This is a genomic window from Pseudomonas sp. N-1-13 (assembly GCF_057787095.1).
In genome coordinates this window covers 957579-981955 of the sequence record NZ_JBYNRI010000001.1, presented here as the reverse complement: position 1 = coordinate 981955, position 24377 = coordinate 957579, and the positions used below count along the sequence as shown (strand labels likewise).

At 59.1% G+C, this 24377-nt stretch carries 28 protein-coding genes and 1 tRNA gene; 6 read left to right on the top strand and 23 right to left on the bottom strand.

Annotated elements, in window-relative coordinates:
* Window positions 1-33: 33 nt before the first annotated feature.
* From hisS to trmJ, 16 genes are all read right to left on the bottom strand, one after another.
* On the bottom strand, window positions 34-1323 hold the full coding sequence (gene hisS, locus AC3I65_RS04480; protein WP_047227478.1) for a histidine--tRNA ligase: 1290 nt from the start codon (window positions 1321-1323) through the stop codon (window positions 34-36).
* A 24-nt stretch (window positions 1324-1347) separates the two neighbouring features.
* Window positions 1348-2457: a flavodoxin-dependent (E)-4-hydroxy-3-methylbut-2-enyl-diphosphate synthase gene (gene ispG / locus AC3I65_RS04475; RefSeq protein WP_003185136.1), complete on the bottom strand. Its 1110-nt coding sequence runs from the start codon at window positions 2455-2457 to the stop codon at window positions 1348-1350.
* 3 nt (window positions 2458-2460) lie between these two features.
* Window positions 2461-3504: a RodZ domain-containing protein gene (locus AC3I65_RS04470; RefSeq protein ID WP_488523494.1), complete on the bottom strand. Its 1044-nt coding sequence runs from the start codon at window positions 3502-3504 to the stop codon at window positions 2461-2463.
* Entirely contained in the window at window positions 3504-4262 is a 759-nt protein-coding gene (pilW, locus tag AC3I65_RS04465; RefSeq protein ID WP_488523493.1) for a type IV pilus biogenesis/stability protein PilW, read from the bottom strand. Before pilW ends, AC3I65_RS04470 begins: the two co-directional genes overlap by 1 nt.
* A gap of 12 nt (window positions 4263-4274) precedes the next feature.
* Window positions 4275-5423 (bottom strand): dual-specificity RNA methyltransferase RlmN, encoded by a 1149-nt coding sequence (gene rlmN, locus AC3I65_RS04460; protein ID WP_047227475.1) that lies wholly within the window; start codon window positions 5421-5423, stop codon window positions 4275-4277.
* A gap of 28 nt (window positions 5424-5451) precedes the next feature.
* Window positions 5452-5877, bottom strand: coding sequence for a nucleoside-diphosphate kinase (gene ndk, locus AC3I65_RS04455; RefSeq protein ID WP_042727994.1), 426 nt, complete (start codon window positions 5875-5877; stop codon window positions 5452-5454).
* 88 nt (window positions 5878-5965) lie between these two features.
* The gene (gene iscX / locus AC3I65_RS04450) at window positions 5966-6166 is read right to left on the bottom strand and encodes a Fe-S cluster assembly protein IscX (protein ID WP_274090881.1); all 201 of its coding nucleotides are present in this window, start codon (window positions 6164-6166) and stop codon (window positions 5966-5968) included.
* Window positions 6167-6179: 13 nt separating this feature from the next.
* Complete coding sequence (gene fdx, locus AC3I65_RS04445) at window positions 6180-6521, bottom strand: ISC system 2Fe-2S type ferredoxin (RefSeq protein WP_046063912.1); 342 nt, start codon at window positions 6519-6521, stop codon at window positions 6180-6182.
* A 3-nt stretch (window positions 6522-6524) separates the two neighbouring features.
* Window positions 6525-8387, bottom strand: a complete 1863-nt coding sequence (gene hscA / locus AC3I65_RS04440; protein WP_047227473.1) for a Fe-S protein assembly chaperone HscA — start codon at window positions 8385-8387, stop codon at window positions 6525-6527.
* Window positions 8388-8437: 50 nt separating this feature from the next.
* Window positions 8438-8959 carry a co-chaperone HscB gene (gene hscB / locus AC3I65_RS04435; protein WP_047227472.1) on the bottom strand — a complete coding sequence of 174 codons (522 nt, stop codon included), beginning with the start codon at window positions 8957-8959 and terminating at the stop codon, window positions 8438-8440.
* Between the two features lie 8 nt (window positions 8960-8967).
* Window positions 8968-9291, bottom strand: coding sequence for an iron-sulfur cluster assembly protein IscA (gene iscA, locus AC3I65_RS04430; protein WP_047227471.1), 324 nt, complete (start codon window positions 9289-9291; stop codon window positions 8968-8970).
* Between the two features lie 24 nt (window positions 9292-9315).
* Window positions 9316-9702 (bottom strand): Fe-S cluster assembly scaffold IscU, encoded by a 387-nt coding sequence (iscU, locus tag AC3I65_RS04425; protein WP_003185157.1) that lies wholly within the window; start codon window positions 9700-9702, stop codon window positions 9316-9318.
* Between the two features lie 43 nt (window positions 9703-9745).
* Complete coding sequence (locus tag AC3I65_RS04420) at window positions 9746-10960, bottom strand: IscS subfamily cysteine desulfurase (RefSeq protein WP_305467486.1); 1215 nt, start codon at window positions 10958-10960, stop codon at window positions 9746-9748.
* Between the two features lie 50 nt (window positions 10961-11010).
* On the bottom strand, window positions 11011-11502 hold the full coding sequence (gene iscR / locus AC3I65_RS04415; protein ID WP_047227469.1) for a Fe-S cluster assembly transcriptional regulator IscR: 492 nt from the start codon (window positions 11500-11502) through the stop codon (window positions 11011-11013).
* Between the two features lie 266 nt (window positions 11503-11768).
* The gene (cysE, locus tag AC3I65_RS04410) at window positions 11769-12545 is read right to left on the bottom strand and encodes a serine O-acetyltransferase (protein WP_488523492.1); all 777 of its coding nucleotides are present in this window, start codon (window positions 12543-12545) and stop codon (window positions 11769-11771) included.
* A 2-nt stretch (window positions 12546-12547) separates the two neighbouring features.
* Window positions 12548-13318 (bottom strand): tRNA (cytosine(32)/uridine(32)-2'-O)-methyltransferase TrmJ, encoded by a 771-nt coding sequence (gene trmJ, locus AC3I65_RS04405; protein WP_047227467.1) that lies wholly within the window; start codon window positions 13316-13318, stop codon window positions 12548-12550.
* 144 nt (window positions 13319-13462) lie between these two features.
* Between trmJ and suhB the strand changes: the two genes are divergently transcribed.
* Entirely contained in the window at window positions 13463-14281 is an 819-nt protein-coding gene (gene suhB, locus AC3I65_RS04400) for a type III secretion system regulator SuhB (protein WP_003185165.1), read from the top strand.
* A gap of 103 nt (window positions 14282-14384) precedes the next feature.
* Window positions 14385-15607 (top strand): IS3 family transposase gene (locus AC3I65_RS04395; protein WP_316911973.1). Its coding sequence is split into 2 segments (ribosomal slippage): window positions 14385-14736 and window positions 14736-15607, totalling 1224 coding nucleotides; the frame shifts between segments, so codons are not numbered across the junction.
* A 281-nt stretch (window positions 15608-15888) separates the two neighbouring features.
* Here AC3I65_RS04395 and AC3I65_RS04390 read toward each other — a convergent pair.
* The 6 genes from AC3I65_RS04390 to queA form a co-directional block, all read right to left on the bottom strand.
* Entirely contained in the window at window positions 15889-16437 is a 549-nt protein-coding gene (locus AC3I65_RS04390; RefSeq protein ID WP_047227466.1) for a glycine zipper 2TM domain-containing protein, read from the bottom strand.
* A 116-nt stretch (window positions 16438-16553) separates the two neighbouring features.
* Window positions 16554-17468, bottom strand: a complete 915-nt coding sequence (gene secF, locus AC3I65_RS04385) for a protein translocase subunit SecF (protein WP_188251294.1) — start codon at window positions 17466-17468, stop codon at window positions 16554-16556.
* 9 nt (window positions 17469-17477) lie between these two features.
* Window positions 17478-19346: a protein translocase subunit SecD gene (gene secD, locus AC3I65_RS04380; protein ID WP_047227464.1), complete on the bottom strand. Its 1869-nt coding sequence runs from the start codon at window positions 19344-19346 to the stop codon at window positions 17478-17480.
* Window positions 19347-19409: 63 nt separating this feature from the next.
* Window positions 19410-19745 carry a preprotein translocase subunit YajC gene (yajC, locus tag AC3I65_RS04375; RefSeq protein WP_007956696.1) on the bottom strand — a complete coding sequence of 112 codons (336 nt, stop codon included), beginning with the start codon at window positions 19743-19745 and terminating at the stop codon, window positions 19410-19412.
* Window positions 19746-19788: 43 nt separating this feature from the next.
* Window positions 19789-20904 carry a tRNA guanosine(34) transglycosylase Tgt gene (gene tgt, locus AC3I65_RS04370; RefSeq protein ID WP_160891620.1) on the bottom strand — a complete coding sequence of 372 codons (1116 nt, stop codon included), beginning with the start codon at window positions 20902-20904 and terminating at the stop codon, window positions 19789-19791.
* 14 nt (window positions 20905-20918) lie between these two features.
* Window positions 20919-21968 (bottom strand): tRNA preQ1(34) S-adenosylmethionine ribosyltransferase-isomerase QueA, encoded by a 1050-nt coding sequence (gene queA / locus AC3I65_RS04365; protein WP_025211994.1) that lies wholly within the window; start codon window positions 21966-21968, stop codon window positions 20919-20921.
* Between the two features lie 108 nt (window positions 21969-22076).
* Between queA and AC3I65_RS04360 the strand changes: the two genes are divergently transcribed.
* The 4 genes from AC3I65_RS04360 (at window position 22077) to AC3I65_RS04345 (ending at window position 24062) form a co-directional block, all read left to right on the top strand.
* A tRNA-Leu gene (locus AC3I65_RS04360) sits at window positions 22077-22161 on the top strand.
* Window positions 22162-22517: 356 nt separating this feature from the next.
* Window positions 22518-22847 carry a hypothetical protein gene (locus tag AC3I65_RS04355; RefSeq protein ID WP_488523491.1) on the top strand — a complete coding sequence of 110 codons (330 nt, stop codon included), beginning with the start codon at window positions 22518-22520 and terminating at the stop codon, window positions 22845-22847.
* A 98-nt stretch (window positions 22848-22945) separates the two neighbouring features.
* On the top strand, window positions 22946-23350 hold the full coding sequence (locus tag AC3I65_RS04350; protein ID WP_488523490.1) for a hypothetical protein: 405 nt from the start codon (window positions 22946-22948) through the stop codon (window positions 23348-23350).
* 355 nt (window positions 23351-23705) lie between these two features.
* Window positions 23706-24062: a colicin E1 family microcin immunity protein gene (locus tag AC3I65_RS04345; protein ID WP_488523489.1), complete on the top strand. Its 357-nt coding sequence runs from the start codon at window positions 23706-23708 to the stop codon at window positions 24060-24062.
* Here the strand turns inward: AC3I65_RS04345 and AC3I65_RS04340 are convergent.
* Window positions 24030-24365: a colicin-like pore-forming protein gene (locus AC3I65_RS04340; protein ID WP_488523488.1), complete on the bottom strand. Its 336-nt coding sequence runs from the start codon at window positions 24363-24365 to the stop codon at window positions 24030-24032. The two genes, AC3I65_RS04345 and AC3I65_RS04340, sit on opposite strands and share 33 nt — an antisense overlap.
* Window positions 24366-24377 lie beyond the last annotated feature (12 nt).

The window sequence follows — 24377 nt, the reverse complement described above, 5'->3', positions numbered from 1 at the left end:
CTCCTTAATCGCTAAATCGGCTGTTTGACAGCTTCAACCCTGCACGACGCAGGTGGCCAGGTGTGCGGCAAGCGCATCCCAGGCAATGCTTTGTTGTTCGCCCTGGCCACGCAGGGGTTTGAAACCTACCACTTGCTGGGCCAATTCGTCGTCACCGAGAATCAGTGCATACAGCGCACCACTCTTGTCGGCCTTCTTGAACTGGCTCTTGAAGCTGCCGCCGCCGGCGTTGATCTGCAGGCGCAGGTTGGGCAACTGGTCGCGGACCCGCTCGCTCAGCGCCAGGGCCGCCAGTTCGGCTGCTTCGCCGAAGGCGCACAGGTAGACGTCGACCTGACGGGCGATTTCCTGCGGGATCTTGTCCAGCGTCTCAAGCATCAACACCAGACGTTCGATGCCCATGGCAAAACCCACGCCCGAGGTCGGCTTTCCGCCCATCTGTTCCACCAGCCCGTCGTAACGGCCGCCGGCACACACAGTACCCTGGGCACCCAACTTGTCGGTGACCCATTCAAAGACGGTCTTACTGTAGTAATCCAGGCCGCGGACCAGCTTCGGGTTGATGACATAGGGAATACCGACGGCATCCAGGCGCGCCTTCAGCCCCTCGAAGTGCGCACGGGATTCATCGTCGAGGTAGTCAGCCATTTTCGGCGCATCGACCAGGATCGCCTGCGTGTCGGCGTTCTTGGTATCCAACACCCGCAGCGGATTGGTCTTGAGGCGGCGCTGACTGTCTTCGTCCAGCTTGTCCAGGTGAGCGGACAGGAACTCCACCAGCGCTTCGCGGTAGCGCCCACGGGACTCGCTGGTGCCCAGGCTGTTGAGTTCGAGCTTGACCGCATCACGAATGCCCAGCTCGCCCCACAGGCGCCAGGTCAATACGATCAGCTCGGCGTCGATGTCCGGACCGTCGAGGTTGAATACCTCCAGGCCTATCTGGTGGAACTGGCGATAACGACCTTTCTGCGGACGCTCGTGGCGAAACATCGGGCCGATGTACCAGAGTTTCTGCACCTGGCCACCACCGGTAATGCCGTGCTCGAGCACTGCACGCACGCACGCCGCCGTACCTTCGGGGCGCAGGGTCAGCGAATCGCCGTTGCGGTCTTCAAAGGTGTACATCTCTTTTTCGACGATGTCGGTCACTTCGCCGATGGAACGCTTGAACAGTTCGGTGAACTCGACGATCGGCATGCGGATCTGCCGGTAACCGTAGTTATCCAGCAAACGCGCCACGGTGCCCTCGAAATAGCGCCACAGGGGCGTCTGCTCGGGCAGGATGTCGTTCATGCCACGAATGGCTTGCAGGGACTTGCTCACAGGTAATCCTTAAATTCGTTCGACTCAACCACGCGCGATTACAGCAGCGTCGGCCTCGACCTTTTCGGCCGCTTTCTGGCGGATCAGTCGTTCCAGTTCATCCACCAGATTGTCATTCGTCAGTTTCTGCGACGGCTTGCCGTCGATGTAAATCAGGTTCGGTGTACCGCCGGTGAGGCCGATATGGGCTTCCTTGGCTTCACCTGGCCCGTTGACCACGCAACCAATCACCGCGACATCCAGCGGCACCAGCAGGTCTTCCAGGCGCCCTTCCAGCTCGTTCATGGTCTTGACCACATCGAAGTTCTGCCGCGAGCAGCTTGGGCAGGCAATGAAGTTGATGCCACGGGAACGCAGGTGCAGGGACTTGAGAATGTCGTAGCCGACTTTCACTTCCTCCACCGGATCGGCCGCCAACGAGATGCGGATGGTATCGCCAATTCCTTCGGCGAGCAGCATACCGAGGCCGACGGCGGATTTCACCGTGCCCGAACGCAACCCACCGGCCTCGGTGATGCCCAGGTGCAGCGGCTGGACGATTTCCTTGGCCAGCAAGCGATAGGCTTCGACGGCCATGAACACGTCGGAAGCCTTCACGCTGACCTTGAAGTCCTGGAAGTTCAGGCGTTCCAGGTGCTCGACATGGCGCAGGGCCGACTCCACCAGCGCAGCCGGGGTCGGTTCGCCGTATTTCTTTTGCAGGTCTTTTTCCAGGGAACCGGCGTTGACGCCGATGCGGATCGGAATACCACGGTCGCGGGCAGCATCCACCACCGCACGCACGCGGTCTTCGCGACCGATGTTGCCCGGGTTGATGCGCAGGCAGTCCACACCCAGCTCGGCCACGCGCAGGGCGATGCGGTAGTCGAAGTGAATGTCGGCCACCAGCGGCACTTTGACCAACTGCTTGATTTTGCCGAACGCCTCGGCGGCGTCCATGTCCGGCACGGAAACCCGCACGATGTCGACACCGGCGGCTTCCAGTCGGTTGATCTGCGCAACGGTGGCGGCCACGTCGTTGGTGTCGCTGTTGGTCATGCTTTGCACAGCGATGGGCGCATCGCCGCCAACAGGAACGTTGCCGACCCAGATCTTTCGCGATTCGCGACGTTTGATTGGAGATTCGCCGTGCATGACTTATTGACCCAACTTCAGGCGAGCGGTCTCGCCACTGGTGAACGGAGCCACGTCGACCGGTTGGCCGTTGTAGCTGACCTGCGCGCCACGGGCATAACCCAGGCGCACGGCAAACGGCGGCGTGCCGTTGACGGAAGTGCTGTCGCCCTTGCGCTTGAGGCCACTGAACAGCACCTTGCCGGTGCCATCGGTGATCTGCGTCCAGCAGTCGGCGGTAAATTGAATCTGTACCTGGCCTTGACCGGCTGCGGGAGCGACGGGCGCTACCGCAGTGGTGGAGGCTGTCGGAGTTGCTGGCGCTGCGGCGGGCGCAGCCGGAGTCTCGACGACAGGGGCTGGCGTGCTCGGTACAGCCGGCGCTTGAGTAGCCGACGCATTGGCGGTCGGGGCTGGCGTGGCGGGTGCAGCAGGCGCGTCTGCCGGAGCGGCCGGCACACTCGGTTCAGCACCGACGGCCGGATCTGCGCCATCCTGCCCCTGAGGCAACACCAGGTTGGTCTCCCCTGCGCTCTGGCCTTCCACCACAGCCTGATCTTCCGGCTCGTCCAGCGGATGTATGCGGGTGGTGCCGTCGGCGCCTTCGACCTCGACGTGCTCAGGGTTCATGGCGATGGGATCCTTGGCGCGCAAGGCGGCCTGGTCCTGCCACCAGAGGAAACCGCCACCAATCACCGCGATCAACAGCAACAAACTGACGATTCGCAAAATGGTGTGGGAAACGCGAACCGGCTCTTCGATGCGGCCCAGGCTGTGCACGCTGCTGCCCTGGGCGTCGGAACCGGTGTATTGATCGAATTGCTGGACCAGTTCGGTCTGGTCCATGCCGAGCAATTTGGCGTAGGCACGGATGTAGCCCCGAGCGAAAGTATGCCCAGGCAATTTATCGAACGCGCCGGCTTCCAGGTTGCCCAGGGAAGCCACGGTGAGATTGAGCTTGAGGGCCACCTCTGCCAGCGACCAACCATTGCTTTCGCGAGCTTGGCGCAGGGTCTCACCGGGATTTACGCGAGTCGCTGCTACAACTTCAGGATGCGCCGCTTTCATCATTGCTCCGACAGGTATTGCTGATATTCCGGCGTACCGGGATAGAGTCTTTTTAGTTGCAGGCCAAAACTGGCGGCCTTGTCACGATCTTCGAACACGTGGGCCAGCCGAACACCGAGCAATAGACTACGTGCATTTTGCTCGCTCAGCAGGCTAAAACGTTCGTAATAATCGCGCGCGGGCACATAATGCCTGTCTTCGTAAGACAACTCAGCCATTTCCAGCAATGCCCGTGGCTGCTGGCGGTTGAGCCGCAGCGCTTTTTCAAGCTGCTGGCGAGCCAGATCACGCTGGCCGAGTTTCGAGGCCGTCATGCCCAGGTTTTCAAACACCCGCGAACGCTCGGGGTAAAGGGTATCGGCGGTCGCCTGCTCGAAGCGCTCGTAGGCCTCTTTGTAACGCTTCTGCTCGAAAAGGAAGCTGCCGTAGTTGTTCAGGATCCGCGCATCCTGCGGCACGGCGGAGAGCGCCTTGCGAAAATGCGCGTCGGCCAGTTCAGGTTCCATCTCGGCCTGGAATACCAACGCCAGGGCCGCGTTGGCATCAGCATCTGAATCGTCCAGCTCCAGGGCTTTCTTGAGCGGCACCTTGGCCCGCTCGGTCATGCCCTGTTGCAGATAGCCTATGCCCAATTGCACATAGGCTTCACGCGCCTCGTCGCGCCCCTTGCTGGTTTTCATGGGGTTGTAGTCACCCGACAGAACACAACCGGCGCAAAGACCGGCCAACAGCAACAGCAGCGCGAAGCGCAGGGACATAGAGTTCCTCTCTTAGTGACTGTTCGCAGCGTTTTGCGCAACATCGTCGGCGGCGTTCAACTCACGCACGGCAATGTAGCGTTCACTGCGACGGGTGCGATCCAGCACCTGTCCTACCAATTGGCCACACGCGGCATCGATGTCTTCGCCGCGGGTGGTACGCACGGTGACGTTGAAGCCCGCGTGATGAAGCTGGTCCTGGAAGCGACGAATCGCGTTGTTGCTCGGACGCTCGTAACCGGAATGCGGGAACGGGTTGAACGGGATCAGGTTGATCTTGCAAGGGATGTTCTTGAGCAGCTCGATCATCTCGACCGCGTGTTCAACCTTGTCGTTCACGTCCTTGAGCAGCGTGTACTCGATGGTCAGCACGCGTTTTTCGCCCAGGGACGACATGTAGCGCTGACACGATTCCAGCAGCATCTTAAGCGGATATTTCTTGTTGATCGGCACCAATTGGTTACGCAATGCGTCATTGGGTGCGTGCAGCGACAACGCCAGGGAGACGTCGATGTGCTTGGCCAGCTCATCGATCATCGGCACCACGCCGGAGGTGGACAGGGTCACTCGGCGCTTGGAGATGCCATAACCCAGATCATCCATCATCAGGTGCATGGCAGCGATGACGTTGTCGAAGTTCAGCAGCGGCTCACCCATGCCCATCATCACCACGTTGGTGATGGCACGGTCGACGGTCGCCGGGACGCTGCCAAAGGATTTGTTGGCAATCCACACCTGGCCGATCACTTCGGCGGCGGTGAGGTTGCTATTGAAGCCTTGCTTGCCGGTGGAGCAGAAACTGCAATCCAGGGCACAGCCTGCCTGGGACGAAACGCACAAGGTGCCGCGTTTGCCCTGGGGAATGTAGACGGTCTCGACGCAGCTACCGGACGCCACGCGCACCACCCACTTACGGGTGCCGTCGCTGGAGATGTCCTCGCTGACCACTTCCGGACCGCGAATTTCAGCAACGGCCTTGAGCTTTTCGCGCAGGGCCTTGCTGACATTCGTCATGGCGTCGAAGTCGTCGACGCCAAAGTGGTGAATCCATTTCATCACCTGGCCGGCACGGAAACGCTTCTCCCCGATCGAGTCGAAGAATTTCTCCATTTCCGGCTGGGTCAGGCCCAACAGGTTGGTTTTGCCGTTCGATGTAGTCATGGATTCACCTTCACTCAAAAGCCTGGGCTTAGCGAGTGGTTACTTCAGTAGCGGAGAAAAAGTAAGCGATTTCGCGAGCAGCAGCGGCTTCGGAGTCCGAACCGTGAACGGCGTTGGCGTCGATCGACTCAGCGAAGTCAGCACGGATGGTGCCGGCAGCAGCTTCTTTAGGGTTGGTGGCGCCCATCAGCTCACGGTTGCGAGCAATGGCGTTTTCGCCTTCCAGCACCTGAACGACAACCGGACCGGAAGTCATGAAGGCAACCAGCTCACCGAAGAAGCCGCGCTCGCTGTGCTCAGCGTAGAAGCCTTCGGCTTCGGCTTTGGACAGTTGCTTCATTTTCGAAGCTACAACGCGCAGGCCAGCGTCTTCGAAGCGGGTAACGATCTTGCCGATCACGTTTTTAGCAACGGCGTCAGGCTTGATGATGGAGAAAGTACGTTGAACAGCCATGGTGTAACTCCAGAAACGGTAATTTGCGAAAAATTAAACCCGCGAATTATACGCGGGTTCAGGGGTATTGCCTAACCTGCCAGGTGGATCAGTCGATTTCATCGATCCAGAGCTGTTGGACGGCCTCCAACACCTTCTCGCCACAACGGCCAGAGGTATTGTCAAAATCGGGAAGCTCCATGATCCAGCGCTGCAGATCGACAAAATTCACAGTCAACGGATTCACGTCCGGCTTGGCTTCGGCCAGTTCTTCTGCGATGCGTTGTACATCATTCCAACCATAGCTCATGACAGTGTCACCATCAGTGCGGCGCTTCGGCCGCATGGTTAAGCGAATATTTCGGAATTTCGACGGTCAGGTCTTCGGTGCCGACAATGGCTTGGCAGCCCAGACGCGATTGGGCTTCCAGGCCCCAGGCCTTATCGAGGAAATCTTCTTCCAACTCGTCCGCTTCTTCCAGCGAATCGAAGCCCTCGCGAATAATGCAATGGCAAGTCGTGCACGCACAGACGCCGCCACAGGCACTTTCCATCTCGATATGGTGCTCATGGGCCAGCTCGAGAATGGAAATTCCGGGCTCACACTCCACGACCATGCCCTCGGGACAGAACTTCTCGTGGGGCAGAAAAATCACCTGCGGCATCAGTTATTCCTCAATTTCATTCAGGTTGCGCCCCGCCAGGGCGGCTTTGACCGTCGAGTCCAGGCGGCGGGCAGCAAAGGCATCGGTGACTTGCGACAGACGCTTGGTCTGCTGCTCGATGGCATAACCATCGGTGCCTTTGATCAATTCAGACAATTCCTGCATTTGCAGCTCGATCACCATGCGTTCCTCGGCGTCCAGCAGACGGTCACCATCGGCCTCAAGAGCAGCCTGCACGGCTTCGACCAGACGCTGGCCGTCGACCTGCTGCTCGCGCAATACCCGGGCGACCTTGTCGTCGCTGGCATGCTGGAACGAATCCTTGAGCATTTTGGCGATTTCGCCGTCGGTCAGACCGTAGGACGGCTTGACCTGGATGCTCGCCTCGACGCCCGAACCCAGCTCGCGGGCGGAAACATTGAGCAAACCGTCGGCGTCGACCTGGAAGGTCACGCGAATCTTCGCCGCACCGGCCACCATCGCCGGGATGCCGCGCAATTCGAAGCGAGCCAAGGAACGGCAGTCGCTGATCAGTTCACGCTCGCCTTGCAGCACATGAATCATCATGGCCGACTGGCCGTCTTTGTAAGTGGTGAAGTCCTGGGCGCGGGCAACGGGGATGGTGGTGTTGCGCGGAATCACCTTCTCCATCAGGCCGCCCATGGTTTCCAGCCCCAGGGACAATGGAATCACGTCGAGCAACAGCAGCTCGCCGCCGTCGCGCTTGTTGCCGGCCAGTGTATCGGCCTGGATCGCGGCGCCGATGGCAACCACCTGGTCCGGGTCGATTTCAGTCAGCGGCTGGCGGCCAAAGGCCTCGGCAACGGCTTCGCGAACCCGAGGCACACGGGTCGAACCACCAACCATGACCACGGCCTTGACGTCTTCGAGCTCCACGCCGGAATCACGCACGGCGCGGCGGCAAGCCTTGAGGCTGCGGGCGACCATGGGCTCGATCAGCGCATCAAAGGCCTCACGGCTCAGTGCAGCCTTCCAGTCGCCGTACGCCACTTCGACACTTGCAGCGTCGGTCAGGGCTTCCTTGGCGGCGCAGGCCGTTTGCAGCAGGTGACGTTGCGCGCCCGGATCAAGGTCGGCGGACAGGCCCGCTTGCTCGATGATCCAGCCGGCGATGGCGTGATCGAAGTCATCGCCGCCCAGGGCGCTGTCGCCGCCGGTGGCCAGGACTTCGAATACACCGCCGGTCAGGCGCAGAATGGAAATATCAAAGGTGCCGCCGCCCAAGTCGTAGATAGCGACGAGGCCTTCGGCGTGCTGGTCCAGACCGTAGGCCACCGCAGCGGCGGTCGGCTCGTTGAGCAGGCGCAGCACGTTCAGACCGGCCAGCTTGGCCGCGTCCTTGGTGGCTTGACGCTGAGCGTCGTCGAAATAGGCCGGGACAGTGATGACCGCACCGACCAATTCGCCGCCCAATGCCGCTTCGGCGCGCTGGCGCAGCACCTTGAGAATGTCAGCGGAAACTTCCACCGGGCTTTTCGGGCCCTGCACCGTTTCAATGAACGGCATGTGGGATTCGCCGTCGACGAAACGGTACGGCAGCTGATCACCCAATTGCTTGACGTCGGACAGACCACGCCCCATCAGGCGCTTGACCGACACAATGGTATTGAACGGATCGGTCGCGGCGGCCAGCTTGGCTGACTCGCCCACTTCCACATGATCGGCGTGATAGCGCACGGCAGACGGCAGGATCACTTGCCCCTGCTCATCGGCCAGCGGTTCGGAAAGACCGCTGCGCAACGCAGCGACCAGGGAATTGGTAGTACCCAAGTCAATTCCCACAGCCAGGCGACGCTGGTGCGGTTGTGGACTTTGGCCGGGTTCGGCGATCTGCAGTAGGGCCATCGTAATCAGGACTTATCTGTAATCAGGCGTGCGACCGGAGCGGCACTGGGTTAATCGTCGAGGCGCTCTTCGAGCTGGCGCACTTCGTAGGTGAGCTTGTCGAGGAACTGCATGCGCCGCATCAGGCGTTCGGCCTGTTCGCGTTGCGCGGCATCGTCCCAACAGGCTGCGAAGCTTTCATTCAAGGTGTGCTGGGCGTCCTTCAAGCGGCGCTTGAACACCGCGACACCGGCCAGATCGGCGCTGTCCTGCAGATCTTCGAGTTCTTCGCGCCACTGCATCTGCTGCAACAGAAACTCGGGATCATGCACGGTGACTTCCAGAGGCAACTCATGACCACTGATGGCCAGCAGATAACGCGCGCGCTTGGCCGGGTTCTTGAGCGTCTGGTAAGCGTCGTTGAGGTTCGCCGACTGTTCCAGCGCGCGCCGCTGCTCTGCCTCCGAGGCATCAGCGAAGCGGTCGGGATGGACACCGCGGGCCAGTTCCAGATAACGAGCGGACAACTGCTCGAGATCCAGGGAAAAGCCCGGCTGCAACTGGAACAAAGCAAAATGACAAGGAGTACCCACAAGCCGCCTCAGATGTTGAAGCTTTCGCCGCAGCCACATTCACCGCGCACGTTGGGGTTGTTGAACTTGAAGCCTTCGTTCAACCCTTCCTTGACGAAATCCAGCTCAGTGCCGTCCAGGTACGTCAGGCTTTTCGGGTCGATGATCACTTTCTGACCATGACTCTCGAACACCTGATCGTCTTCGCCCACTTCGTCGACGAATTCGAGCACGTAGGCAAGACCAGAGCAGCCCGTGGTGCGAACACCCAGGCGGATACCCTCGCCCTTGCCGCGCCCCTCAAGAGAGCGCTGCACATGCTTAGCTGCCGCTTCTGTCATCTGGATAGCCATGAAAACTCCTTACCTGTGCGCGGATCAGATCAAGCCTTTCTTCTGCTTGTAATCGCGAACGGCAGCCTTGATGGCGTCCTCGGCGAGTACCGAGCAGTGGATCTTCACTGGCGGCAGGGCCAGTTCTTCGGCCAGCTGAGTGTTCTTGATGGTTTCAGCCTCATCAAGGGTCTTGCCCTTCATCCACTCGGTGGCCAGGGAGCTGGACGCAATGGCCGAACCGCAGCCGTAGGTCTTGAACTTGGCGTCTTCGATGATGCCTTGCTCGTTGACCTTGATCTGCAGACGCATGACGTCGCCGCACGCTGGGGCGCCGACCATGCCGGTGCCAACATCAGGATCCTGCGCGTCCATCTTGCCGACGTTGCGCGGGTTTTCGTAGTGGTCGATGACCTTTTCGCTATATGCCATTTGCTTCAATCCTCATCAGTGAGCCGCTCTGGTGGCGACTTCTTCAGTGCGCCGCCCACTCGATTTTCGAGATGTCGACGCCGTCTTTGTACATGTCCCACAGCGGCGACAGAGCGCGCAGCTTGGTAACGGCCTCGCAGACTTTCTGCGCGGCGTAATCGATTTCTTCTTCGGTGGTGAAGCGGCCGAAGGTGAAGCGGATCGAGCTGTGAGCCAGTTCGTCGTTGCGGCCCAGGGCGCGCAGTACGTACGAAGGCTCGAGGGACGCCGAGGTGCATGCCGAACCGGACGACACGGCCAGATCCTTGAGCGCCATGATCAGCGACTCGCCTTCAACGTAGTTGAAGCTCAGGTTCAGGTTGTGCGGTACGCGGGCGATCATGCTGCCGTTGACGTAAAGCTCCTCGAGGTGCTCGACCTGCTTGAAGAAGCGGTCGCTCAGGGCCTTGATGCGTACGTTCTCGGCGGCCATGTCTTCCTTGGCCACACGGAAGGCTTCGCCCATGCCGACGATCTGGTGGGTCGCCAGGGTGCCGGAACGCATGCCACGCTCGTGACCGCCGCCGTGCATGGTCGCTTCAAGGCGAACACGCGGCTTGCGGCTCACGTACAGCGCGCCGATGCCTTTAGGGCCGTAGGTCTTGTGGGCAGAGAACGACATCAGGTCGACTTTGAGCTTCGACAGGTCGATGTCGACCTTGCCGGTGGACTGCGCGCCGTCGACGTGGAACAGGACGCCCTTGGAGCGAGTCAGCTCGCCGATGGCTTCGATGTCGTTGACGGTGCCGATTTCGTTGTTCACATGCATGATCGAAACCAGGATGGTGTCGTCGCGCAGTGCGGCTTCCACCATGGCCGGGGTGATGATGCCGTCTTCACCCGGCTCGATGTAGGTGACTTCGAAGCCTTCACGCTCCAGTTGGCGCATGGTGTCCAGGACAGCCTTGTGCTCGATCTTGGAGGTGATCAGGTGCTTGCCCTTGGTGTGATAGAAGTGCGCGACACCCTTGATTGCCAGGTTGTCGGACTCAGTAGCACCAGAGGTCCAGACGATTTCACGCGGGTCGGCATTGACCAGGTCAGCGACCTGGCGGCGGGCGTTTTCGACCGACTCTTCGGCTTTCCAGCCGAACACGTGGGAGCGGGACGCCGGGTTACCGAAGTTTCCGTCGACCAGCAGGCATTCACTCATCTTTTGCGCGACACGCGGATCAACCGGGGTGGTCGCAGAGTAATCAAGGTAAATCGGCAATTTCATGGACTTTCTCCTAAATCAGGCTGGCTGGCGTTCCGCTTGCTCTGCGGCGGTCATTCGACGGCGGACGCTTCAATCTTGTCCAGGTGCGGCGTCTTGCCATTGCAACGACGCTGGTCCTGACGCTGGGCTACTTCCTGCACCTCACGACGAGTTACAAGGTCAGCCAAGCTGATACCGCTAAGAAATTCGTGGATCTGCAGGCTCAAGTCACACCACAAGTGGTGGGTCAGGCAAGTATCGCCGCCATGGCAGTCGCCAAGGCCCTGGCATTTGGTCGCATCGACCGATTCGTTCACCGCGTCGATCACCTGGGCAACCTGGATGCCCTGCATGTCGCGTGACAGCTGATAACCGCCGCCGGGGCCGCGCACACTGGAAACCAGGTTACTGCGGCGCAGCTTGGCGAACAGCTGTTCAAGGTAAGACAGGGAAATGCCCTGGCGCTCGGAGATATCGGCCAGGGACACCGGCCCGTGCTGCGCATGCAATGCCAAATCCAGCATCGCGGTCACGGCGTATCGGCCTTTTGTAGTCAGTCGCATGGACAATTACCACGGAGTTCGGAATGGGGCGAGTATGCAATTCCCGAGTATTTAAGTCAAGTATAAGACCTAGTGCTTTACTCAGGTTTACCCGCAAAAGAGCGCGCGCATCATAGCAAAGGCTGGCCAGTGGCGACCAGCGATACCGCGTTATCGTTCATCGCGAGCAAGCTCGCTCCCACAGGGGTCTTGGGTGGCTGCACAATTTGTGTACACCACAGATCCAATGTGGGAGCGAGCCTGCTCGCGAAGGGGCCTACAGGATTTCAGCTGGCCTGACTCTGATCCTTATCCTTCACACACGCAAAATCTTCCTCGCGCAGTTCAGGCAGGTCCTTGGCGCAGTAATTACTGCCCAGATCCTTCAGGGCGCCGCACATCCCCTCCAGGCGCCCATCGACGGCCTGCAGGTGATCGAGCAGTTGATTGATGGCACGGGCGACCGGGTCGGGCATGTCTTCGCCAACACCGTAGGCATCGAAGCCGATCTTCTCGGCCATGGCCTTGCGGCGGGCGTCCTGCTCGTCATCGGACTTGACGATGATCCGCCCCGGAATGCCCACCACGGTTGCACCGGCCGGCACAGCCTTGGTCACCACCGCATTGGAGCCGACTTTCGCCCCCGCACCCACGGTGAATGGCCCGAGCACCTTGGCGCCGGCACCGACCACCACGCCGTCTTCCAGCGTCGGGTGGCGCTTGCCTTTGTTCCAGCTGGTGCCGCCGAGGGTCACGCCCTGGTAGAGCGTCACGTCATCGCCGATCTCGGCGGTTTCACCAATGACAATGCCCATGCCGTGGTCGATGAAGAACCGCCGACCGACCTTGGCGCCCGGGTGGATCTCGATCCCGGTCAACCAGCGTCCGAAGTTGGAGACGACCCGTGCCAGCCACTTCCAGCCCATGCCCCACAAGGCAGCCGCCAGGCGATGGATCCAGATGGCGTGCATGCCCGGGTAGCAGGTCAGCACTTCAAAGGCATTGCGCGCCGCCGGGTCACGATGGAAAACGCTTTGGATATCTTCACGCAAACGATCGAACATCTTTATTCCTTCCGCTTAATCAGCTCGCCACGGGCCGCTTTCTGGGTTTCCGTGAGGATGCCGCGCAATATATTCATCTCCGCCCGGCTGACCGAGCTTCGTCCGTACAACCGACGCAGGCGCGCCATCAAGTGCCGGGGCTTGTCCGGGTCAAGAAACTCGATGTCCACCAGGGTCTGCTCCAGGTGCTCATAGAGCCGCTCCAGCTCGTCCATGGTCGCCAGTGTCTCACTGCGCGGCGACGTGGCCTCGAATTTTTCCACCTTGCTGGGCTTGCCTTCGGCTGCCAGCCAGGCCATGCGCACTTCATAACTCAACACCTGCACCGCCGCCCCGAGGTTCAGGGAACTGAACTGTGGGTCGGAAGGGATATGCACGTGAAAGTGACATCGCTGCAGCTCTTCGTTGGTCAGGCCGGAATCTTCACGGCCAAACACGAGGGCGATCTCAGCGCCCTGCCCGGCTTCCTCGACCACTTTGGTTCCGCATTCGCGGGGGTCGAGCAGCGGCCAGGGGATACGGCGGTCACGGGCGCTGGTGCCGAGCACCAGGTTGCAGCCCACCAAGGCGTCTTCCAGGGTGGCGACCACTTGGGCGGCTGCCAGGATGTCACCGGCACCGGAAGCCCGGGCATCGGCTTCGTGATGGGGAAACGAGCGTGGCTCGACCAGCACCAGCCGCGACAGGCCCATGTTCTTCATGGCCCGCGCAGCCCCGCCGATATTTCCCGGATGGCTGGTATTGACCAGGACGACACGAATGTTCTGCAACAAGGGAGGCGCTCTCGAACACGATAAAGGGAGCAAATCTTACCTAAGCACCTACCGTTAAGCTATGAAAGCGAACACCAACCTTCTCCTGGGAAAACTTTCTGATAGAATGCGCGGCTTTCTTTAACAACCTTAGGTGACACATCCATGCAGCCCATGCTGAATATCGCGCTGCGCGCCGCCCGCAGCGCCAGTGAACTGATCTTCCGCTCCATCGAGCGCCTGGATACCATCAAGGTCGATGAAAAAGACGCCAAGGACTACGTGTCCGAGGTTGATCGCGCCGCCGAACAGAAAATCGTCGACGCACTGCGCAAGGCTTACCCGAACCACTCGATCCTGGGTGAAGAGACCGGCATGCACGCCGGCACTGGCATCGAAGGTGAAGAGTACCTGTGGATCATCGATCCGCTGGACGGCACCACCAACTTCCTGCGCGGCATCCCTCATTTCGCTGTCAGCATCGCCTGCAAATACCGTGGTCGCCTGGAACACGCCGTCGTGCTGGACCCGGTTCGCCAGGAAGAATTCACCGCCAGCCGTGGCCGTGGCGCCCAGTTGAACGGTCGTCGCCTGCGCGTCAGCGGTCGCACCAGCCTGGACGGCGCCCTGCTGGGTACCGGCTTCCCGTTCCGCGACGACCAGATGGACAACCTGGACAACTACCTGGGCATGTTCCGCGCCCTGGTCGGCCAGACCGCCGGCATCCGCCGCGCTGGCGCCGCGAGCCTGGACCTGGCATATGTCGCCGCCGGCCGTTTCGATGCATTCTGGGAGTCGGGCCTGTCCGAATGGGACATGGCAGCAGGCGCCCTGCTGATCCAGGAAGCCGGTGGTTTGGTGAGCGACTTCACCGGCGGCCACGACTTCCTTGAAAAAGGCCACATCGTTGCCGGCAACACCAAATGCTTCAAGGCCGTACTCACCGCCATCCAGCCGCACCTGCCGGCTTCGTTGAAGCGCTAAGCAGCTCGGCTACAGAAAAAGCACCCTTCGGGGTGCTTTTTTTATGCCTGTGTCTCGTCCTGAATAAGGTTTACACCTTCTGACCTATCCTCAGGAGGAACCAATGGATTCAGGAAGAAGGCGTAGTCAGCGTGATTACACGCTGGGCTTTAAATTGGCGGTTGTCGATCAGGTTGAAAAGGGCGAACTGAGTTATAAAGAGGCTCAACGGCGTTATGGGATTCAGGGCCGGTCGACTGTGTTGGTATGGTTACGCAAGCATGGGCGGCAGGACTGGAGCCAAGGCGCCTCCATTCGTGCCCAGAGGAACCGACCGATGGCCGAGCCAAATTTGCCGCTGACACCAGAGCAGCGAATCAAGGAGCTGGAAGAAAAGCTGGCCCTTGCCAACCAGAAAGCCCAATTTTTTGAAGCTGTCGTTGACGTGCTGAAAAACGATTACGGTGTTTCTGTCGTAAAAAAGCGATCCGGCAAGTCCTCAGCCAAGGGCAAATCGAAGGCCTGAGTGTCACCAGGGCTTGCCAGTTTCTGGGCATCTCACGGCAGGCGTATTACAAGCGCAATCGAGCTTACGACGCGCAAACTAGCCATGCGCAAAAGGTGCTGGGATTTGTGCTGGAGGCACGCCTTGAAATGCCTCGGTTGGGCACCCGTAAGCTGCATGGGCTAATGCAAGCCGAACCTGAACTAACGCAAACGGTAGGCCGAGATCGATTGTTCGATATTCTGCGAGACCATCGACAACTGGTCCCACGCAAACGCGCTTATCACAAGACTACCGACAGTCATCATCGCTTCCGTCGACATCCGAATCGGCTCAAGCCCGGCCCTGACCAAGTCACTGCCACCGGCCCGGAACAGGTGTGGGTGGCGGATATAACCTATTTACCGACCGAGCAAAGCGTCGCTTACGTAAGTCTGGTCACTGATGCGTTCTCGCGCAAAATAGTCGGCCATCATGTGCATGAAAGCCTGCATACCGAGTCAGTCATCCGGGCGATGACGAAAGCTCTTCGACACCGAAGAACCAATCAGCCACTGGTACATCACTCCGATCGGGGCTCGCAATACTGCTCTGATCTCTACCAAAAGCTGCACGCCAAGCATGGCGTCAGGTGTTCGATGACGGATGGCTACGACTGCTACCAGAATGCCCTAGCGGAACGAGTGAATGGGATTCTGAAAACAGAATTTCTTTTACACCGTCCCAAAGACCTCGCCCAAGCCAAGCGCATGGTTGAGGAATCGATAGAAATCTATAACCGTAAGCGACCTCATTTGGCCCTGAAATACAAAACGCCCGATGCGGTGCATCGGGCGTTTTGAGACTGAAACAGGTGTAAACCTATTTCAGGACTAGACACTGCCTCACACCACTCACTGATCGTTCCCACGCTCTGCGTGGGAATGCATCCGGTGACGCTCTGCGTCACCTCTAGAAGCGGAACGCGGAGCGTCCCTGGCGGCATTCCCACGCAGAGCGTGGGAACGATCAACATTCACACCGCTATCGCGAGCAGGCTCGCTCCCACAGGGGATGGGTGGTGGGCCATAAAATCCGGGCGTAAAAAAAGCACCCCGAAGGGTGCTTCTTCATAACCGCTGGATCACTGAGCCGGTTCGTTCTGACCCAGGATCAGTTGGCCTTCCTTGTTCACCGGGATCTGGTTGCCCGGGTCGCGGTCCATGCGGACTTTGCCTTCCTTGCCGTCGAGCATGTAGCGAACGTCATAACCTACAACCTTGTCGCTGATGTCGTTGACCGTGTTGCAGCGAGTTTGGGTGGTGGTGTAGGTGTCGCGCTCCTGCATGCCTTCCTGAATCTTGTTACCGGCATAACCGCCGCCGGCCGCACCCGCCACGGTGGCGATTTTCTTGCCGGTGCCGCCGCCGATCTGGTTACCCAACAGGCCACCGGCCACTGCGCCCAATACGGTACCGGCGATCTGGTGTTGATCCTGGACCGGCTTCTGCCGGGTCACGGTGACGTCCTTGCACACTTCACGGGGGGTCTTGATTTGTGTTTTAACCGGGTCCACGGCCAATACTTGCGCATACTCAGGGCCGCTTTTGACCAAGCTGTAGGTGGCTACCGCACCACCGGCAGTCACACCGACAGCACCCAATACCGCACCAACCAGCATCGATTTGTTCACTTGAACCTCCTGACCATCACATGCGGATTTATCCGCGCTTCTCCCAGCCTTGGAGCACAAAAAAAGGCGCGAGTTCAACTCGCGCCTTTCAGGCCGTGACGAGCGGAGACCAAACCTTACGGTCGGTCGTCCACTTCCGTATCCGTGGCCACCGGAGGAATCAGATCCTCGGTGCTCAGGTTCAGCCAGATCAGCACCACGTTGGCGATGTAGATCGACGAGTAAGTACCCGCCAATACACCAATGAACAGCGCAATGGAGAAGCCGAACAGGTTGTCGCCACCGAAAATCAGCAGCGCGCCGATCGCCAGCAACGTGGAGATCGACGTCGCCATGGTCCGCAGCAGGGTCTGGGTGGTCGAGATGTTGATGTTCTCGATCAGCGTCGCCTTGCGCAGCACACGGAAGTTTTCACGCACCCGGTCGAACACCACGATGGTGTCGTTGAGCGAGTAACCGATGATCGCCAGCACCGCCGCCAACACCGTCAAATCGAAGGTGATCTGGAAGAACGACAGGATGCCCACAGTCACGATCACGTCGTGGATCAGCGAGACAATCGCGCCCACCGCGAACTTCCACTGAAAGCGGAAAGCCAGGTACAGCAGGATCCCGCCCAGCGCCATCAGCATGCCGAGGCCGCCCTGGTCGCGCAGCTCTTCACCCACTTGCGGGCCGACATACTCGACACGCTTGACCTGCGCCGGGTTGTCGCCGCCGGCCTTCTGCAAGGCCTCGGCCACTTGCTGACCCAGTTGCGGGTCTTCACCCGGCATCCGCACCAGCAGGTCGGTGGTCGCGCCAAAGCTCTGCACCACAGCGTCGGTGTAACCCGAGGTCATCAGTTGCTCGCGCACCTTGGTGACATCGGCCGGACGCTCGTAGGTCAGCTCGATCAGCGTACCGCCGGTGAAGTCCAGGCCGTAGTTCAGGCCCTTGCTGAACCAGCTGAACAACGCCAGCAAGGTCAGCAATACAGTGACGCCGAACGCAACGTTGCGAACGCCCATGAAGTTGATTGTACGTAACATGGCAGCCCCTTAAATCCACAACTTCTTGAAGTCACGGCCACCATAAATCAGGTTGACCATTGCACGGGTCACCAGAATGGCTGTGAACATCGAGGTAAAGATCCCGAGGGACATGGTCACTGCGAAGCCCTTCACCGGGCCGGTGCCCATGGCGAAGAGAATCCCGCCCACCAGCAAGGTGGTCAGGTTGGCATCGATAATCGCAGTAAATGCCCGGCCGAAGCCTTCGTTGATTGCCCGCTGGACCGACATGCCCGCGGCGATCTCTTCACGAATACGCGAGAAGATCAGCACGTTGGCGTCCACCGCCATACCCATGGTCAACACGATACCGGCAATACCCGGCAGGGTCAGCGTAGCCCCCAGCAGCGACATCAGCGCCAGCAGCAGCACCATGTTCACCGCCAGCGCAACCGTGGCGATCAGGCCGAAGAAGCGGTAGATGGCGATGATGAACAGCGAGACAAACAGCATGCCCCACAGCGACGCATCGACACCCTTGGCAATGTTGTCGGCACCCAGGCTCGGGCCAATGGTGCGCTCTTCAGCGAAGTACATCGGCGCAGCCAGACCACCGGCACGCAGCAGCAGGGCCAGTTCCGAGGATTCACCCTGGCCGTTGAGGCCGGTGATGCGGAACTGGCTGCCCAGTGGCGACTGGATGGTCGCCAGGCTGATGATCTTTTTCTCTTCCTTGAACGTCTGGACCGGTACGTCTTTCTCGACGCCGTTGACCACTTGCTTGGTGTAAGTGGTGGTCGGCTTCTGCTCGATGAAGATCACCGCCATGCTGCGACCGACGTTGCTGCGCGTGGCGCGGCTCATCAGTTCGCCGCCGTGGCCGTCCAGGCGAATGTTCACCTGTGGGCGACCCTGCTCGTCGAAGCCCGCCTGGGCGTCGGTCACCTGGTCACCGGTGATGATCAGGCCGCGCTCGATCTGCGCCGCCGGACGACCGCCTTCACGGAACTCGAAGCTCTCGGTAGTGGCGCGGGAAGCACCCGGTTCGGCCGCGAGACGGAATTCCAGGTTGGCGGTCTTGCCGAGGATACGCTTGGCTTCAGCAGTGTCCTGCACGCCCGGCAGCTCAACCACGATGCGGTTGGCGCCCTGGCGCTGCACGATCGGCTCGGCCACACCCAGCTCGTTGACCCGGTTACGCACCGTGGTCAAGTTCTGCTTGATGGAGTATTCGCGGATTTCCGCCAGCTTGGCCGGGGTCATCGCCAGACGCAGCACCGGCTGACCATTGAGGTCGGCTGGCACAATGTCGAAATCGTTGAAGTTCTTGCGGATCAGCGCACGGGCCTTCTCGCGTACATCTTCGTCAGTGAAACCCAGCTGAATGGCACCGTCGAGCTGCGGCAGGCTGCGATAGCGCAAACGCTCTTTACGCAACAGGCTCTTGACGTCGCCTTCGTAGACTTTCAAGCGTGCATCCAGCGCCTTGTCCATGTCCACTTCCAGCAGGAAGTGCACACCACCGGACAAGTCCAGCCCCAGCTTCATCGGATGCGCGCCGAGGTTGCGCAGCCATTGCGGGGTGGTCTGGGCCAGGTTCAGGGCCACGACATAGTCGTCACCGAGGGCCTTGCGCACCACGTCCTTGGCCGGCAGCTGGTCTTCAGCCTTGAGCAGACGCAACAAACCGCCCTTGCCGCCTTCGGCAATGGTCGCGGCCTTCACGTCGATACCGGAGGCCTTGAGCGCAGCGCTCGCACGGTCCAGATCGGCCTGAGTGACCTGCAAGGCAGTGCTTGCGCCACTGACCTGAATGGCCGGGTCATCAGGATAAAGATTGGGAGCGGAATAAATCAGACCGACCGCCAGCACCGCCAGGATCAGTAAATATTTCCACAGAGGGTATTTGTTCAGCATCACGCCGCCCGCTTATGACGCGGGGCGCCTTGCGCGCCCCGTCGATTGAATAGAAGTTGTTACTTAGATCGCTTTCAGCGTGCCTTTTGGCAGCGTGGCCGCGATGGCGCCCTTCTGGAATTTCATTTCAACGGTGTCGGACACTTCCAGTACCACGAAGTCATCGGCCACTTTGGTGATCTTGCCAGCGATGCCGCCGGTGGTGACCACTTCATCGCCCTTTTGCAGGCTGCTGAGCAGGTTCTTCTGCTCTTTGGCACGCTTGGCCTGTGGACGCCAGATCATCAGGTAGAAGATGACCAGAAAGCCAACCAGGAAAATCCACTCGAAACCGCCACCCATTGGCGCTGCTGCAGGGGCAGCGGCATCAGCCATGGCATTAGAGATAAAAAAGCTCATTTAGCACTCCAGTTGCAAGTATTGAATCTTAGGATCGGAAAACTCAGTCCAAGGGCGGAACAGGCAACCCGCGCTTGGCATAGAAGGCATCGACAAAGGCGGCCAATGTACCCTGTTGAATAGCCTCGCGCAAACCAGCCATAAGCACCTGGTAATGGCGCAAATTGTGGATGGTATTCAACATGCTACCCAGCATTTCGCCGCACTTGTCCAAATGGTGCAGATAAGCACGGGAGAAGTTCTGGCAGGTGTAGCAATCGCAGGTCGGATCCAGCGGCGATTCATCATGGCGATGGAACGCGTTACGGATCTTCAGCACGCCTGTATCAATGAACAGATGCCCATTGCGGGCATTACGGGTTGGCATCACGCAATCGAACATGTCCACACCGCGGCGCACACCCTCAACCAGATCTTCCGGTTTGCCAACGCCCATAAGGTAACGAGGTTTGTCAGCCGGCATCTGACCCGGCAGGTAATCGAGCACCTTGATCATTTCATGCTTGGGTTCGCCCACCGACAGACCGCCGATGGCCAGGCCGTCGAAGCCGATCTTGTCGAGGCCTTCGAGCGAGCGCATGCGCAAATCCTGGTGCATACCGCCCTGGACAATACCGAACAGCGCCGCCGTGTTCTCGCCATGGGCGTTCTTGGAGCGCTGGGCCCAGCGCAACGACAGCTCCATGGACACCCGCGCCACATCTTCATCGGCCGGGTACGGCGTGCATTCGTCGAAGATCATCACGATGTCCGAGCCCAGGTCGCGCTGGACCTGCATCGACTCTTCCGGCCCCATGAACACCTTGGCGCCATCCACCGGAGAAGCGAAGGTCACACCCTCCTCCTTGATCTTGCGCATCGCCCCCAGGCTGAACACCTGGAAACCGCCGGAGTCGGTCAGAATCGGACCTTTCCACTGCATGAAATCGTGCAAGTCACCGTGGGCCTTGATCACTTCCATGCCCGGGCGCAGCCACAGGTGGAAAGTGTTGCCGAGGATGATCTCCGCGCCCGTGGCCACAATATCCCGTGGCAGCATGCCCTTGACCGTGCCGTAAGTGCCCACCGGCATGAACGCGGGGGTTTCCACCGTACCGCGGGGGAAGGTCAGACGACCGCGACGAGCCTTGCCATCGGTAGCAAGCAACTCGAAGGACATGCGACAGGTGCGACTCATACTGTTTCCTCGGGTCCGCGTGGCGCGGGGTTACGGGTGATGAACATCGCATCACCGTAGCTGAAAAAGCGGTATCCATGCTCGACGGCGGCCTTGTAGGCGGCCATGGCTTCGGGATAACCGGCGAACGCCGAAACCAGCATCAACAGCGTGGATTCGGGCAAATGAAAATTGGTGACCAGGGCATCGACCACATGAAACGGCCGGCCCGGGTAGATAAAGATGTCAGTGTCGCCACTGAACGGCTTGAGCACGCCATCGCGCGCAGCGCTTTCCAGCGACCGCACACTGGTGGTCCCCACCGCCACCACCCGCCCACCGCGAGCGCGGCAGGCCGCCACGGCATCGACCACTTCCTGGCTCACTTCGAGCCATTCGTTATGCATGTGGTGATCTTCGATACGCTCCACCCGCACCGGCTGGAACGTGCCGGCACCGACGTGCAGCGTCACAAACGCCGTCTCCACGCCCTTGGCGGCAATCGCCTCCAGCAACGGCTGATCAAAATGCAGCCCCGCCGTCGGCGCCGCCACCGCCCCCAAGCGCTCGGCGTACACGGTCTGATAACGCTCGCGGTCCGAACCTTCGTCCGGGCGGTCTATATAAGGAGGCAACGGCATGTGGCCGACACGGTCGAGCAGCGGCAACACCTCTTCGGCAAATTCCAGCTCGAACAACGCATCATGCCGCGCCACCATCACCGCCTCACCGCCGCCGTCGATCAAAATCGACGAACCCGGCTTGGGCGACTTGCTCGACCGCACATGGGCCAGCACACGGTGACTGTCCAGCACCCGCTCCACCAGAATCTCCAGCTTGCCGCCGGAGGCCTTCTGGCCAAACAAACGCGCCGGAATCACCCGGGTATTGTTGAACACCATCAAATCGCCCGGGCGCAAATGCTCAAGCAAATCAGTGAATTGACGGTGAGCCATGGCACCGCTGACCCCGTCCAGGGTCAACAGTCGACTGGCGCGACGCTCGGCCAGAGGGTGGCGAGCGATCAGCGAATCAGGGAGTTCGAAGGTAAAGTCAGCAACACGCATGATGGGGTTCGTCTAGCAGGGCCGGAAAGTCTAGCGGAATTATCAAAAATTCACCATGAAACGTGATTGACCAACGGTAGGCACCTCTCTATACTTCGCCGCCATTGAGCCCTGATGGCGGAATTGGTAGACGCGGCGGATTCAAAATCCGTTTTCGAAAGGAGTGGGAGTTCGAGTCTCCCTCGGGGCACCATCTTAAAGAAAGACCTTGAAATTCAAGGTCTTTTTTTTCGCCTGCAGGAAAGTGTTTTTTCGCGGCGAACGCAGATCCCAACCAATCCCCCACCCGCTTTTGTGGTGGGGGGATAAATCACCGCTCCCCTTTGTGGCGAGGGGATTTATCCCCGCTGGGCGGCGACGCGGCCCCAGAATACCCAACCCCATGGTGAGGAAGAACCAGTGGCGAGGGAGCTTGCTCCCGCTTGAGCGCAAAGCGCTCACAAAAATGTCACCGCCCCCACCGATGCTCCGAGTTGCCACTGCAAAGGCATAACCCATCAACCCAGCTCCACCCCACCCTCCTCACCCAGTCACTAAGGATTTCACCCCATGGAATTGCTGCTGGAAACGGTCGCTCTTTACTCCCTCAAACTGGCTTATGAGACGGAAGGCCACAGCCCGATTTTGCGGGATGATCCGTTGATGGGGGGTTGTGATCGGGAGGTTTTTGGGTTGTTGGTGCGGCGGGGGGATCTGGTTGGGATTCAGGGCGAAATCGGTCGATGCCTGGATTTAGCTTTGGGGGCGATTGGTGGGGTGGATACGGTGCTGGGCCGAGAGCTGCATCGTCTGGCTGCGGATTTCAGGGCAGTGCAGAAAATGGACGACCTTTACGCTCCGCTCATCGCGCTTAACGGTTATGTGAAAGATATCCTATAAACCGGAGCGCTCGTTCCCACGCTCCGCGTGGTAACGCATCCCGCAACGCTCTGCGTTGCAGACTAAACAGGCAGAACACACTCCTACGCAGGTAATCCATGGACGACATCATCGCAGCGATAGGCAGTTGGCTAACCGAAACCCATGAAGCAAAGCGGCGGATGGTGAGCAACCTGGAAACGCTCTTCTGGATCGCTTTCGGGATTGCCAGCGTGATCGCCGCGAAGGATCACGCTGCGAAACGTAAGGCGCTGATGACGCGAACGGAGCAGGCCTTGCCGGAGAAGGATCTCGTCGCGACGTCGTTTAGTGACGAAGAAGGTCGTGCGGTTAAATATGTTGGCACCCTGCGGCGGGTTGAGGGCGGGTATACCGTTGGACTGACTCGGGAGGCTAATGGGGAGCGCACCGAGTCGTGTAGCGAGGTGATGCCCTCGTTGGAGAGGGTTGCGGCTTATCTTACTAGCTGTACGTCGTTTGTTTTGTCGGATTTCAAAGGCTGAAAATGTCGCGGTTGTGGCTTCATTACCGTGTGGTCAGCGACGAGATTCGTGCCCCGATAATCGCATTTGGGTACATTTAGGAAAAATAAAGCATCTCTAAACCTACCATTTAACGATCTCCCTTTTCGAAATATGCCGCCTGCGGTGGGCCAAGGGTATCAACACCGCCAGTTTGAGTCTTGAGATTGGCAGGATGCCCAGAGTAGAATAACGACACCATATAGACATCAGAAGGAATTGAATTCTACATCTTAATAATTACACATCCAATATATTATTTAGCTCAGCAATCAAGACCTGCGAGCGCCGATAAACAACCTACCATACAAGACGTAAAAATCGAACTAAACTCAACATGATTCTCGAGAGCCCCTTGAACAAAAAATATTACCTTAACAATCTATTAATTTCCCTCAGCCTACTCGCACTGGGCCTAACCGTTTGGTTTTACAACGAGCCGTTATACGAAGCGGTAAACCTTAGCTATCTAGCTATATCTTTCTGCAGTGCTTTACTTTTTCCTTTTTCCCGAAAGTTTATTGAAGACACATGTTTACGCTTTACCAGCCGTGAGTTTTGGACAACTGGACTATTGACTGAGAGCCCCGGAAAGAACGGACTCTACGTCATCTTTTTTTTCATATGCATGGCTACAGCAATACCTTTGGGCTGTGTTTTTTTAATATATCTCGGGATGAAGAGAGCGGCCTAAATAGACCACCCTCATTTCTGCTATCAGACCCGTCGCGGCTGCGCCGGCAAATAGGGTTTTAACTTTCAATACCGTCCTGTTCCAGCCACCAGCCCCATAACCTTTTTTGGTTTCGACAAGCAGATCCATGGCGTCAATAGCTTTCCCCACGCACCCAAAAGCCTTACCAAAAATATTTAGATTCTTTGCCAGCTCGCCCCTGTCTAACGACTCAAGAGCGTTAGCAATTGCCGTTCGATCAGCGACATTGAATTTTTTGTTCGGATTATCTTTTGTACTGATCGAACGCTCGCAAAGCGTCATCAGCTCTTCGAA